We start from the raw sequence: 12311 nt of genomic DNA, 5'->3' as shown, positions 1-12311 counted from the left end.
GTTTCCTATTCACCGTCAAAGCCGTCATCCCGGCGGAAGCCGGGATCCAGTCGCCTCACGGTTTCGGCTCGAGCCCGAACGTCCTGGCAAATGGATCCCGGCTTCCGCCGGGATGACGATTCATAGGAAAGGCTGAAGCCGCCCCCTCTCAGCTCTTGGCGGAGGCGATCAGCAGGATCAGCGCGGCGACACCGATCGCCACGGCCTGGAACAGGATGCGCTTCTGCATCAGCTTGTTCGATCGGATCGCGCGCTCGCTCGGGCCGTCGCCTTCCAGATCTTGCGTGGTGGTGCCGGCCATGGTGACCAGCCCCTTGATGAGGAAGAACAGCGTCGCCAGGACCGCTGCGAGGAACAGGATCGCGAGAAACAACATCGGGTTACCCTACGCCCCGATTCGCGCGAAGCCAATCGGTACTTCCCCTTTGCGCAGTTTGTCGGAGAGCGTGCGGCCGTCCTCCCCGGCCAGCCGCAGTGATTCCAGCGTCGGTGCGCCGTGGCGCTTGGCGAGCCGGGTGCCGTCGGGGCCCGCGAGCAGCGCGTGGTGGCGATATTCCGGGGTCGGCAGGTCGAGCAGCGCCTGGAGCAGGCGGTGGACATGCGTGGCGGCGAACAGGTCCGCGCCGCGCACGACATGGGTGATGCCCTGCGCGGCATCGTCCACGGTCACGGCAAGGTGGTAGCTGGCCGGCGCATCCTTGCGGGCGAGGATCACGTCGCCATGGCGTTGCGGATCGGCGGCCACCTCGCCGGCATGGGCGTCGTGCCAGGTGAGCGGCCCGACCCGCGTGACCGCCCTGGCCATGTCCAGGCGCCAGCTATGCGGGCGGGACAGATCCGGATCGGCAAGATCGCGACAGGTGCCGGGGTAGAGCTGGCCGTCCGGCCCGTGCGGCGCGGAGAGACTCGCGGCGATGTCGGCGCGGGTGCAGAAACAGGGATAGAGCAGGCCCATGCCGCGCAGCCGATCGAGCGCTTCCTGGTACAGCGGCAGCCGCGCAGACTGGAACGTCGGCGGTTCGTCCCATGCCAGCCCCAGCCAGTCGAGATCGGCGAGGATCGCTGCCACATGGTCGTGACGCGACCGGGTACCGTCGATATCCTCGATCCGCAGGGTGAAGATGCCGCCATTTCCCCTCGCGAAATCGTGCGCCTGGACGGCGGCGTATGCATGGCCCAGATGGAGGCGACCGGTAGGGCTGGGGGCAAAGCGGGTGTGGATACGCATCAATCCGGCTCTTGACCGCGAGTCGCGGCATATGCTGTCATGCGGACGTCACGCTTCTGCGCAAGAGGCGAGGCACCGACATCGAGGGTGAGGTTCTTGCATGTACCATCCCGATCTGATCCGCCATCCGGATGGGTGCCCGGCGCTCGTGCTGAACGCCGACTACACACCGTTGAGCTATTACCCCCTCAGCGTGTGGCCCTGGCAGACGGCGATTAAGGCGATCTTTCTCGAACGCGTCGACGTGGTCTCCTATTACGAACGCGAGGTCCGAAGTCCCAGCGCGGTGCTGAAGCTCCCTTCGGTCATCGCGCTCAAACAATATGTCCGGCCCTCGCAATTCCCTGCCTTCACCCGGTTCAACCTGTTCCTTCGCGACAAGTTCGCCTGCCAATATTGCGGCTCGCACCGGGATCTCACCTTCGACCACGTCATTCCCCGCGCCCAGGGCGGCCGCACTACCTGGGAAAATGTCGCCACCGCCTGCGCCCCCTGCAACCTGAAAAAGGGCGGCCGCACCCCCCAGCAGGCGAGCATGCCGCTGTACATCCAGCCGATCCGGCCGACGAGCTGGCAGCTCCAGGAGCATGGCCGGCGCTTCCCTCCCAATCATCTCCACGACACCTGGCGCGACTGGCTCTACTGGGACATCGAGCTGGAGGCCTGAGCGACCGCACCTCCGCAAAATCCCTGTGTGTTATTGCGATAACACAGATAGTCGGCTAAGGCGGGGCCATGGCGCGCGAGCCCGGCATCCCCGATAGTCGATTCCCGTTGCGGCGCGATGGCGCCGATGACGATGTGGCGCAACCGCAGGGCTGGCGTCCGCAGGGCCGGCGCGACCAGCGCGAGCCGATCTGGCGGCCCGGCATGGGTGCGGGCGAGAGCGCCGCGCCGAACGAGCCGTATCGCGGGGGCTATGGCGCCGGTGGCGGCTTCGACGGCGGCGACGACCTCCCGCCCGCCGGGCCGGCCAAGCGCCGCATCCGCTGGGGCCCCTGGATCATCCGCGGCCTCGCCGTGCTGATCCTGCTGTTCATCGCCGCGGTCGCCTGGCTGGCGATCACCGCGCCGCTCTCCAAGTCGCTGCGGCCGCCGGCGCCGCCGTCGATCACGCTGCTCGCCGCCGACGGTACCCCGATCGCGCGGCGGGGAGCGGTGATCGGCAAGCCGGTCGACGTGTCCAAGCTGCCCGATCATGTCGCCCAGGCCTTCATCGCGATCGAGGACCGGCGCTTCTACAGCCACTGGGGTGTCGATCCGCGCGGCATCGCCCGGGCTGCGTTCCACAATGTCAGCTCGGGCGGCGCGCAGGGCGGCAGCACGATCACCCAGCAGCTCGCCAAGAACGCCTTCCTGAATTCGCGCCGCACCTTCGGGCGCAAGGCGCAGGAAGTGCTGATCGCCTTCTGGCTGGAAGGCTGGCTGAGCAAGGACGAGATCCTCTCGCGCTACCTTTCGAACGTGTATTTCGGCGACAATGTGTACGGTCTCCGTGCCGCAGCCCGGCATTATTTCTCGATCGAACCCGAGCGTCTGACGCTCAGCCAGGCGACGCTGCTCGCCGGTCTCGTCAAGGCGCCGAGCCGCCTTGCCCCCACCGGCAATCTCGACGGCGCGCGCGAGCGGCAGCGGCTGGTGATCGGCGCGATGCAGGAGGCCGGCTTCATCACGGCGGCCGAGGCGCGCCGCGTGCGGCCTGCGGTGCTCCACGTGCAGGACAGCGACGAGACGCTGCCGAACGGCACCTATTTCGCCGATTGGGTGCTGCCCGAGGCACGCGACCGCGCCGGCGGCGTCGCCACCGAACAGACGGTGACGACCACGCTCGACACGCGGCTGCAGACCGCGGCGGAGCGCGTGATCAAGGCATCGGGCCTCGGCAAGGCGCAGGTGGCGCTGGTCGCGATGCGGCCCGACGGGCGCGTCGTCGCGATGGTCGGCGGGCGCAATTACGGCGCCAGCCCGTTCAACCGCGCCACCCAGGCGCGGCGCCAGCCGGGATCGGCGTTCAAGCTGTTCGTCTACCTTGCCGCGCTGCGTTCGGGGATGACGCCGGACACGATGGTCGACGACACCCCGGTGCAGATCGGCGACTGGAAGCCCTCGAACAGCGACGGCCGTTATGCCGGCCGCATCACGCTGCGCCAGGCGATGGCCAAGTCGAGCAACGTCGTCGCCGCGCGGCTGATCCAGAAGCTCGGCGTCGGCCGGGTGACCCAGGCGGCCCGCGACCTCGGCATCTCCACCCCGCTCGGCAACGACGCCTCGATCGCGCTCGGCACCTCGACCGGCTCGCTGCTCGAGCTGACCGCGGCCTATGCTTCCGTGGCGAACGGCAGCTACCCGGTCCGCCCGCGCGGGCTGGATGCCGAGGAATCGGCCGACGACTGGCTGGCGCGCCGCCTCGGCGGGCCGAGCCGGTTCGATGAACGGCTGCTCGACGACCTCCGCTCGATGCTCGGCACGGTGGTGCAATCGGGCACCGCCCGCGCGGCGGCGCTACCGGTGCCGGCGTTCGGCAAGACCGGCACCACGCAGGACGGCCGCGACGCGCTGTTCGTCGGCTGGGCGGGCGACCTCGTCGTCGGCGTGTGGATCGGCAATGACGACAACAGCCCGGTCTCGGGCGCGTCCGGCGGCGGCCTGCCGGCGCATATCTGGCGCGACTTCATGGTGCGCGCGCTGGGCCTCACCCTGCCGCCGGTGCCGGTCGAGCCCGACAATGCGATCGACGAGAACGGCATCGAGCTGGACGACGTGCTCAATGGTGCCGGGGTGCAGATCGACGGCGAGGGCGTGCAGCTCGACCTGAACCGGGTGCGCGAACTGGTGCCGGAGGGCGAGGCGCGCGATGCGATCCCGCGCAACCTGCGGATCCCGGTGCCCGGCAGCGAGGCCGATCGCCGCCGCCGCGCGCCCCCGCCCGCCGATCCCGAAGGCGAGGAGTGACGCGGCTCAGCGGCGGACGGTTGCGCGCCAGACGGTGAGCCAGTTCGCCGAGCCGCGGCATTCGTCCATCCGCGTCGCCTCGGTCAGGCGAAAGCGGGCGCCGTCCCACACATAGCTGGCGCCCTCGCCGCAATCGCCGATCCCGCGGCCCTTGCCATGGGTGGAAAGGGTGCCGCTGCCCGCGTCCCAGCTGGCGTTGATCAGTTCCGCCGGATCGGTGGCGTCGTCGAAGCGGGCTGCCGCCGCCTTGCCGGCGCGTACCACATAGGCGGCGCTCGACAGATTATAGGCGCCCGAGCCGCAGGCGAGCAGCACCAGCGTCGCGCCGCCGCCCAGCGCACCGGTCTCCGGCTCCGGCTGGGGGAAGCTGGCGGAATAGTCTCCGCCGCAGCCGGACGCCTTGTTGAGCCGGGCGAGCAGCGCGGGGGAAATCGCCGCCGCCTGCCCGCCGGGGGCGATCGCCGGCACCATCGGCAGCGCCGCCGCCGCAGGCACGGTATTGGCCGGCTTGGCGCCGCGCGCGACCAGCGCGGTCACGCCGCCCGCCCGGCCCTGCTGGGCATCGAGGAAGCGCATCGCCGCGGATGCGCCGGCCAGCGACAGCGTCGCGGTCTTGCCGCCCGCCGACACGCTGATCTGCGCGCTGCGGCCATTGGCGAGCGCGCGTGCGACCGGCAGCGCGGCGTCGCCGCCGACCCGCAACACGCCCTTCTCCAAGGCGCCGCTGGCGATGCGCTTGCCGTCGATCGTGAGCGTCAGCGTGCCGGGCGCGTCGCCTGCCGGCCACAGGCTGATCGTCAGATCGCCGGCCGGGCCGGGCTCGCGCGTCAGCGATAGCTCCGCCCCGCTGGTGTCGATGTCGCCATCCTCGGGCTGGAGCGAAGTCATCTCGCAGCGGCGGACATTGTCGCAGGCGATCGCCCAGTCGCCGAAGGACTTGAACGGGCCGGGCGCGGGCTGGCCGAGCGTGGCGGCGGAGAGGGCAAGCAGGAACATGCCGCCGACGCTAGCCGAGCCGCGCGCGCTTGCGTAGTAGGACGGCAACAGAGTTTCAGGAGACGGACATGAAGACGGTAGGCGTGATCGGTGCGGGCCAGATGGGGGCGGGCATCGCCCAGGTTGCGGCACAGGCGGGCTATGCCGTGCTGCTGTCCGACGTCGACCAGGCCCGCGCCGAGGCCGGCAAGGCGGGCATCGGCAAGCAGCTCGCGCGTGCGGTGGAGAAGGAAAAGATCACCGCCGCCGATGCCGAAGCGGCGCTCGGCCGGATCACGGCCGTAGGCGACCTCGCCGCGATGGGCCCCTGCGAACTGGTGATCGAAGCCGCGACCGAGCGGGAAGCGATCAAGCGCCAGATCTTCGAGACGGTGGGCAAGGCGCTGGGCGGCGATGCGATCCTCGCGAGCAACACCTCGTCGATCCCGATCACCCGGCTTGCCCAGGCGGCGCCCGATCCGGCGCGCTTCATGGGCGTGCACTTCTTCAATCCGGTGCCGGTGATGGGCCTGATCGAACTGATCCGCGGCCTTGCCACCAGCGACGCGACCGTCGCGGCGGTGGAGGCGTTCGGCCAGTCGCTCGGCAAGCGAATCGTCCATGCCAACGATGCGCCGGGCTTCATCGTCAACCGGGTGCTGATGCCGATGCTCAACGAGGCGTGCTTTGCGCTGGGCGAGGGCGTGGCGACGATCCCGGACATCGACGCGGCGTGCCAGCTGGGGCTCAACCACCCGATGGGCCCGTTCACGCTGGCCGACTTCATCGGGCTGGACACCTGCCTGGAGATCACCCGCGTGCTGTTCGAAGGCACCGGCGACCCCAAGTTCCGCCCGGCGCCGCTGCTGGTGAAGTATGTCGAAGCCGGCTGGTACGGCCGCAAGACCAAGCGGGGGTTCTACGATTACACCGGCGCGGAGCCCGTGCCGACGCGGTGAGGGGCCGCTTTATTTGAAGCGAGAGGGGGCGGCGAAGTTGGCGAGTCTGGTGCACCTTGCGGCTGTCGCAGCCGCCTTGGCGTTGGAGCCCGCTACCAAGCGGCCCTCGCTGCTAGACGACCTGCCGCGGCTGGCGCCGGCGATCGCCTGCCTCGACGCCGCGCCCTTGGACGATGAAGCGGCAGTCCGGCGATGCGTGACACCGACCGGACTGCGTTTCAACGACAACGTCGCGGAGCCGAGATCACTGGGCGATTTTGAAGTGCACGCCGTCTCGATGTGGGCGGCGATCAACCGCGGCCCGGATCGTCAACGGAATTCGCCTTTGTTTGTTGAGGCGATCGGCTATGCGCGCTGCGTCGAGTCTGCCGCCTATGCGGATCAGGCGTTTGCCAGCCGGACCCGGCAGGGTGTGATGGCCGCGCGGCTTCGTTCGGAGATTGCCTGCGCCGAACATCCCCTCTCCCCCCGTCGTGCAGCGGCCGATGCCGGGGACATGCGCGCGCGCTTCTCGAAACTATATGCGCGGCTTCTTTCGGCGCTCGCGCTCACCTACGCGCTGGAGGCCAATGGATGGTTTCCGGACGAGATGCGCGAATGCTTCCGGTACGCTGATGGCAGGCCGCCTTCCGCAGGTTGCAAGGGCAAGGCGTTGCCCATCGCCCCAGTCGCTCCGCCTAAATAGCCTCCGTCGGTCTGGCGTGCGACCAGGCGCTCCGCCGGTGTCGAATCGATCGGTGCTTACTCCGCCGCCTGCGCCGGCTCCGCGTTCGCCGCTTCGATCTCGGCGGCCTTGGCCTCGACCAGCTTGACGATGTGATCGAGCATGTCGGCATCCTCGACCGTGTGATCGGTCAGGCCCGACAGATAGACCATGTGCTTGCCGTTGCCGCCGCCGGTCAGGCCGATATCGGTTTCGCGCGCCTCGCCGGGGCCGTTGACCACGCAACCGAGCACCGAGAGCGACAGCGGCGTGCGGATGTGCTGGAGCCGTTCCTCCAGCGCCTGCACGGTGCGGATCACGTCGAAGCCCTGGCGCGCGCAGCTCGGGCAGGAGACGACGCGCACGCCACGGTTGCGGATGCCGAGCGACTTGAGGATCTCGAAGCCGACGCGGATCTCTTCCTCGGGCTCGGCCGAGAGGCTGACGCGGATCGTGTCGCCGATGCCGAACCACAAGAGCGAACCGATGCCGATCGCCGACTTGACCGTCCCGCCGACGAATCCGCCCGCCTCGGTGATGCCGAGGTGCAGCGGGCAATCGACCGCGTCGGCCAGCTGCTGATAGGCGGCGACGGCAAGGAACACGTCGCTGGCCTTCACCGCCACCTTGAACTGGTGGAAGTCGCGGTCCTGGAGCAGCTTGATATGATCGAGCGCGGATTCGACCAGCGCCTCCGGGCAGGGCTCACCGAATTTCTCGAGCAGGTCCTTCTCGAGGCTGCCGGCATTCACGCCGATTCGGATCGCGGCGCCGTTCGCCTTGGCGGCGTTGACGACCTCGTTCACCCGGTCCGCCGAGCCGATATTGCCCGGGTTGATCCGCAGGCAGGCGGCGCCGGCATCGGCGGCTTCGAGCGCGCGCTTGTAGTGGAAATGGATGTCCGCGACGATCGGCACGCGCGCGGCGCGGACGATCTGCTTGAGGGCGGTAGTGCTCTCCACGTCGGGGCAGGAGACGCGGATGATGTCCGCGCCCGCTTCCTCGCAGCGGCGGATCTGGTCGATCGTCGCCTTCACGTCGGAGGTGTCGGTGTTGGTCATCGTCTGCACCGTCACCGGGGCATCGCCGCCAACGGGCACGTTGCCCACCATGATCTGACGGCTTTGCCGCCGGACGATATCGCGCCAGGGTCGTACGGACATGGCCGCCATATAGGCGCATCGATCGGCCGCGGCTAGCGGGCATGCATGGTGCGCCGGCTCAGGTTTGGCCGCAGCTTGGCCGCTTCGCCCGATCTGCTAGGGACGCGCCTGATTTTGTCCGTTGGAGCCTGCCCCATGTCGATTGCCGCTGCCCCCAAGCCTTGCTGGACGCTGATGATTCACGGCGGCGCGGGTAGCATGCGGCGTGGCGAGGTGCCGGCGGCGCAGGCGGCCGGGGCCGAGGCCGGGCTCAATGCCGCGCTCGATGCCGGCGCGGCGGTGCTGGAGGCGGGCGGCTCGGCGGTCGACGCGGTGCAGGCGGCGGTGCAGGTGCTGGAGGACGATCCCCACTTCAATGCCGGGCGCGGATCGGTGTTCACCTGGGAGGGCGGGCACACGCTCGACGCCGCGATCATGGACGGGCGCAACCGTGCCGCCGGTGCGGTGGCGGGGTCGACCACCACGCGGCACCCGGTCGCGCTCGCCCGCGCGGTGATGGAGAAGAGCCGCCACGTCCTGCTCGCCGGCGAGGGCGCCGACCAGTTCGCTCGGGAACAGGCACTGGAGCAGGTCGACAATGGCTGGTTCGGCACCGAGGAGCGCCGCCAGCAGCTCGAGTCGATGAAAGGGGACAGCGCGCGCGGCGGGTTCGACGTCGACATGAAATATGGCACGGTCGGCGCGGTGGCGATGGACGCCCAGGGCCATGTCGCCGCCGCGACCTCCACCGGCGGGCTCACCGGCAAGCGCTGGGGCCGGGTGGGCGATTCGCCGCTGATCGGCGCGGGCACCTATGCCGACGACCGCGCCTGCGCCGTTTCCGCCACCGGCTCGGGCGAGTTCTTCATCCGCGAGGGCGTCGCGCACGAGATCTGCGCCCGTATGCGGTTCACGGGCGAGACCGCGAAACAGGCTGCCGATGTGGTGATGGCGGACGTGCGCGCGATGGGCGGCGTCGGCGGGGTGATCCTGGTCGCCCCCACCGGCGAGCTCGACTGGAGCTTCACCACGCCCGGCATGTATCGCGGCAGGGTCTCGGCGGGGGGCGAGAAGCTGGTCGCGATCTACGAGGACCCGCGAAACTGAGCTGACCCCCTTGCCCATGGGAAATTCGCGAGCAACAATGTTGCCCGATCGGGGCCGTTTCTTGCTCGCGAAAATTCACTCAAAGGGGCCGCTACACTATGGTTCGTGCCGTTTCGCTCGTCAGCCTGTTGCTGGCTACCACCGCGCCTGCCTTCGCGCAGAATTCGGCGCCGCAACCGGTGCCGATCGTCGACACCATTCCGGCGGCGCGCGATGTAGCCTATCCCGGCACGCTGAAAATCGACGTGGATGCGACCGACACCGTGCGCGGCATCTTCCGGGTGCGCGAGACCATCCCCGTCGCCAAGGCCGGCCGCCTTACCCTGCTCTTCCCCGAATGGCTCCCCGGCAAGCACGGGCCGCGCGGCGAAATCGAGAAGCTGGCGGGCCTGCAGATCAAGGCGAACGGCAAGCGCCTGCCCTGGACGCGCGACAATGTCGACGTGTTCGCCTTCCATGTCGACGTGCCGGCCGGCGCGAAGACGGTGGAGGCCGAGTTCCAGTTCGTCTCCGCCACCGACGGCAACCAGGGCCGCATCGTGATGACGCCCGAGATGATGAGCGTGCAGTTCAACTCGCTCAGCCTCTATCCGGCCGGCTATTTCACCCGCCGCATCCCCATCCAGGCGACGGTGAAGTATCCCGAGGGCTGGACCGCCGCCGGCGCCGTCCCCGCCAAGGTGACGGGTTCGACCTACGCCTATGAGACCACCAGCTACGAGATCCTGATGGATTCGCCGGTGATCGCCGGCCGCTATTACCGCAAGTTCCCGCTGTCCGAGCGCGTGACGCTCGACGTCGTCGCGGACAGCGCCGAGGAACTGGAAGCCAAGCCCGAGCAGATCGAGGCGCACAAGCGGCTGGTCGAGCAGGCGGTGAAGACCTTCGGCGCCCAGCATTACGATCACTACCACTTCCTCCTGTCGATCAGCGACAAGATGGGCGGGATCGGCCTCGAGCATCACCGCAGTTCTGAAGACGGCGTCGCCCCGGGCTATTTCACGAAGTGGGCGGAGCAGGCGACTGCCCGCAACCTGCTGCCCCACGAATATACCCATAGCTGGGACGGCAAGTATCGCCGCGGCGCCGAGCTGTGGACGCCCGATTTCCGCGTACCGATGCGCGACCAGTCGCTCTGGGTGTATGAAGGCCAGACCCAGTTCTGGGGCTATGTGTTCCAGGCGCGTTCGGGCCTCGTCTCGAAGGAAGAGACGCTGGAGGGCTATGCCAACATCATGGCGAGCCTCGACAATCGCGCCGGCCGCCAGTGGCGCCCGATGATCGACACCACCAACGATCCGATCATCACCGCGCGCGCGCCCAAGGGCTGGACCAGCTGGCAGCGCAGCGAAGATTACTACAACGAAGGCCTGCTGGTGTGGATGGAGGTCGATTCGATCCTTCGCGAACAGAGCAAGGGCAGCAAGTCGATCGACGATTTCGCCCGCGCCTTCTTTGGCGGCCGTGACGGCGACTATGGCGAGGTGACCTACACCTTCGACGAGGTGGTCAAGACGCTGGAGACCATCCAGCCCTATGACTGGCGCAAGCTGCTCACCGCGCGGCTGCACGACGTGTCCGAGCGCGCGCCGCTCAAGGGCTTCGAGCGCAACGGCTACAAGCTCGTCTACACCGATGTGCCGAACAAGATGGGCCGTCCCGGTACCGCGGACCTCAGCTATTCGCTGGGCCTTGCGGTGGGAAAGAAGGGCATTGCCGGGGTGATGTGGGACGGCCCGGCGTTCAAGGCCGGCATCACCGTCGCCGACGAGATCGTCGCGGTGAACGGTCGCGCCTACGCCACCGATGCGCTGATCGACGCGGTGAAGGCCGCCAAGGGCACCAAGGCGCCGATTCGACTGACGCTGAAACGGGACGATAGTTACCGAGAGGTTAGCATCGACTATCATGACGGGCTGCGCTATCCGCACATCGTCAAGACGGTCGAAGGAGAGGCTGGCCTCGACAAGCTGCTGCAAGCCCGCTGAGACGGGCGTAGCCGCCAACCACAGGTTAGAGACATCATGCGCATTGATCTCATTCCCATCGGCGATGATCCGCCGAACAATCTGAACGTCATCATCGAGGTCCCCTCGGGCGGCGAGCCCGTGAAGTATGAGTTCGACAAGGCCAGCGGTGCGCTGTTCGTCGATCGCATCCTGCACACGCCGATGCGCTACCCGGCGAACTATGGCTTCGTGCCGCACACGCTGTCGCCGGACGGCGATCCGCTCGACGCGCTCGTCATCGCCCGCTCGCCCTTCGTGCCGGGCTGCGTGGTGCGTGCGCGCCCGATCGCGGTGCTGAAGTTGGAAGACGAAGCCGGCGGCGACGAGAAGCTCGTCTGCGTGCCGGTCGACAGCACCTTCCCCTATTATTCGGACGTCGGCGAGCGTTCGGACCTGCCCTCGATCGTGCTGCAGCAGATCGAGCATTTCTTCACCCACTATAAGGACCTCGAGTCCGAGAAGTGGGTGCGGATCGGCAATTGGGGCGATGCCGCCGAAGCGCGCCGGATCGTGATCGAAGCGATCGAGGCCGCAAAGAAGGCCAAGGCAGCCTGAGCCGGAATCCGCGGCGGCGCGGGGCCCGACCCCGAGGGGTCGGCAATGTCCTCGCGCCGCCGCGCTTTCTCGCCTTCGCGGCGACCACGATCGCGGCGGGGTTTTTCCTCGTGCCGCAGTTCGGCATGCGGGCGGGGGCGATGCTCGCCTTCGATATCGGCGCGGCGCTGTTCCTCGCGCTGTGCATCCCGATGCTCAAGCACCAATCCGATGCGATGCGGCGCTCGGCCTGCAACAACGATGCGAATCGGCTGGTTCTGCTGGGAATCACCGGCGCCGTCACCGTCATCATCCTGATCGCGATCGCGAGCGAGCTGATGCAGCGCAAGGCGCCCCAGCCCATGCAGCTCGTGCTGATCCTCGGCACGCTCGCGCTCAGCTGGACGTTCAGCAACGCCGTCTATGCGCTGCACTACGCCCACCTCTTCTACAGCGAGGCGCCGGGCGGGCGCGACAAGGGCGGGCTGGAGTTTCCCAAGACGCCCGAACCCAATTACTGGGACTTTCTCTATTTCGCCTTCTGCCTGGGGATGACCTTCCAGACCAGCGACGTCTCGGTCACGACGCGCCAGCTGCGCCGGGTGGTGACGCTGCACTGCCTCGCCGCCTTCGTGTTCAACCTGGGCGTGGTGGCCTTCACGATCAACGTTCTCGGCGGTAGTTGAGGCGGCGGGCGTCCGC

General features: G+C 68.4%; 12 protein-coding genes. 8 read left to right on the top strand and 4 right to left on the bottom strand.

Annotated features, from left to right (window positions below; translation table 11 throughout):
- Nucleotides 1-148: 148 nt before the first annotated feature.
- Nucleotides 149-376: an HIG1 domain-containing protein gene (locus SPI01S_RS15845; protein ID WP_066724667.1), complete on the bottom strand. Its 228-nt coding sequence runs from the start codon at nucleotides 374-376 to the stop codon at nucleotides 149-151.
- 9 nt (nucleotides 377-385) lie between these two features.
- Nucleotides 386-1228: a tRNA glutamyl-Q(34) synthetase GluQRS gene (gene gluQRS, locus SPI01S_RS15840; protein WP_066724665.1), complete on the bottom strand. Its 843-nt coding sequence runs from the start codon at nucleotides 1226-1228 to the stop codon at nucleotides 386-388.
- A 100-nt stretch (nucleotides 1229-1328) separates the two neighbouring features.
- Here gluQRS and SPI01S_RS15835 point away from each other — a divergent pair, with 100 nt between their 5' ends.
- Together SPI01S_RS15835 and SPI01S_RS15830 are read left to right on the top strand one after the other, a co-directional pair.
- Nucleotides 1329-1895 carry an HNH endonuclease gene (locus SPI01S_RS15835; protein WP_066724662.1) on the top strand — a complete coding sequence of 189 codons (567 nt, stop codon included), beginning with the start codon at nucleotides 1329-1331 and terminating at the stop codon, nucleotides 1893-1895.
- A 68-nt stretch (nucleotides 1896-1963) separates the two neighbouring features.
- Nucleotides 1964-4180 carry a transglycosylase domain-containing protein gene (locus tag SPI01S_RS15830; RefSeq protein WP_245653625.1) on the top strand — a complete coding sequence of 739 codons (2217 nt, stop codon included), beginning with the start codon at nucleotides 1964-1966 and terminating at the stop codon, nucleotides 4178-4180.
- Nucleotides 4181-4186: 6 nt separating this feature from the next.
- Here SPI01S_RS15830 and SPI01S_RS15825 read toward each other — a convergent pair whose 3' ends face one another.
- Nucleotides 4187-5176: a DUF1176 domain-containing protein gene (locus tag SPI01S_RS15825; protein WP_066724657.1), complete on the bottom strand. Its 990-nt coding sequence runs from the start codon at nucleotides 5174-5176 to the stop codon at nucleotides 4187-4189.
- A 68-nt stretch (nucleotides 5177-5244) separates the two neighbouring features.
- Between SPI01S_RS15825 and SPI01S_RS15820 the strand changes: the two genes are divergently transcribed.
- Nucleotides 5245-6114, top strand: a complete 870-nt coding sequence (locus SPI01S_RS15820; RefSeq protein WP_066724654.1) for a 3-hydroxyacyl-CoA dehydrogenase NAD-binding domain-containing protein — start codon at nucleotides 5245-5247, stop codon at nucleotides 6112-6114.
- Nucleotides 6115-6151: 37 nt separating this feature from the next.
- Nucleotides 6152-6799 (top strand): hypothetical protein, encoded by a 648-nt coding sequence (locus SPI01S_RS15815; RefSeq protein WP_157084743.1) that lies wholly within the window; start codon nucleotides 6152-6154, stop codon nucleotides 6797-6799.
- Between the two features lie 56 nt (nucleotides 6800-6855).
- Here SPI01S_RS15815 and ispG read toward each other — a convergent pair whose 3' ends face one another.
- Nucleotides 6856-7980 carry a flavodoxin-dependent (E)-4-hydroxy-3-methylbut-2-enyl-diphosphate synthase gene (gene ispG / locus SPI01S_RS15810; protein ID WP_066724825.1) on the bottom strand — a complete coding sequence of 375 codons (1125 nt, stop codon included), beginning with the start codon at nucleotides 7978-7980 and terminating at the stop codon, nucleotides 6856-6858.
- A 135-nt stretch (nucleotides 7981-8115) separates the two neighbouring features.
- Between ispG and SPI01S_RS15805 the strand changes: the two genes are divergently transcribed.
- The 4 genes from SPI01S_RS15805 to SPI01S_RS15790 all read left to right on the top strand — a co-directional run bounded on the left by SPI01S_RS15805 (nucleotide 8116) and on the right by SPI01S_RS15790 (nucleotide 12295).
- Entirely contained in the window at nucleotides 8116-9066 is a 951-nt protein-coding gene (locus SPI01S_RS15805; RefSeq protein ID WP_066724649.1) for an isoaspartyl peptidase/L-asparaginase family protein, read from the top strand.
- Between the two features lie 98 nt (nucleotides 9067-9164).
- Nucleotides 9165-11054, top strand: a complete 1890-nt coding sequence (locus tag SPI01S_RS15800) for a M61 family metallopeptidase (RefSeq protein ID WP_066724646.1) — start codon at nucleotides 9165-9167, stop codon at nucleotides 11052-11054.
- 36 nt (nucleotides 11055-11090) lie between these two features.
- Nucleotides 11091-11630, top strand: coding sequence for an inorganic diphosphatase (ppa, locus tag SPI01S_RS15795; RefSeq protein ID WP_066724643.1), 540 nt, complete (start codon nucleotides 11091-11093; stop codon nucleotides 11628-11630).
- A gap of 140 nt (nucleotides 11631-11770) precedes the next feature.
- Entirely contained in the window at nucleotides 11771-12295 is a 525-nt protein-coding gene (locus SPI01S_RS15790) for a DUF1345 domain-containing protein (RefSeq protein ID WP_066724823.1), read from the top strand.
- The last annotated feature ends 16 nt before the right edge of the window (nucleotides 12296-12311 follow it).

The organism is Sphingomonas pituitosa NBRC 102491 (assembly GCF_001598435.1).
GTDB lineage: Bacteria > Pseudomonadota > Alphaproteobacteria > Sphingomonadales > Sphingomonadaceae > Sphingomonas > Sphingomonas pituitosa.
This window is presented reverse-complemented; position numbering and strand designations above follow the sequence as displayed.

Coding starts and splice junctions, on each gene's coding strand:
- gluQRS (WP_066724665.1), bottom strand. CDS start 1,228: ATGCGTATCCACACCCGCTTTGCCCCCAGCCCTACCGGTCGCCTCCAT.
- SPI01S_RS15825 (WP_066724657.1), bottom strand. CDS start 5,176: ATGTTCCTGCTTGCCCTCTCCGCCGCCACGCTCGGCCAGCCCGCGCCC.
- SPI01S_RS15835 (WP_066724662.1), top strand. CDS start 1,329: ATGTACCATCCCGATCTGATCCGCCATCCGGATGGGTGCCCGGCGCTC.
- SPI01S_RS15790 (WP_066724823.1), top strand. CDS start 11,771: ATGCTCGCCTTCGATATCGGCGCGGCGCTGTTCCTCGCGCTGTGCATC.
- SPI01S_RS15830 (WP_245653625.1), top strand. CDS start 1,964: ATGGCGCGCGAGCCCGGCATCCCCGATAGTCGATTCCCGTTGCGGCGC.
- SPI01S_RS15800 (WP_066724646.1), top strand. CDS start 9,165: ATGGTTCGTGCCGTTTCGCTCGTCAGCCTGTTGCTGGCTACCACCGCG.
- SPI01S_RS15845 (WP_066724667.1), bottom strand. CDS start 376: ATGTTGTTTCTCGCGATCCTGTTCCTCGCAGCGGTCCTGGCGACGCTG.
- ispG (WP_066724825.1), bottom strand. CDS start 7,980: ATGTCCGTACGACCCTGGCGCGATATCGTCCGGCGGCAAAGCCGTCAG.
- SPI01S_RS15820 (WP_066724654.1), top strand. CDS start 5,245: ATGAAGACGGTAGGCGTGATCGGTGCGGGCCAGATGGGGGCGGGCATC.
- SPI01S_RS15805 (WP_066724649.1), top strand. CDS start 8,116: ATGTCGATTGCCGCTGCCCCCAAGCCTTGCTGGACGCTGATGATTCAC.
- ppa (WP_066724643.1), top strand. CDS start 11,091: ATGCGCATTGATCTCATTCCCATCGGCGATGATCCGCCGAACAATCTG.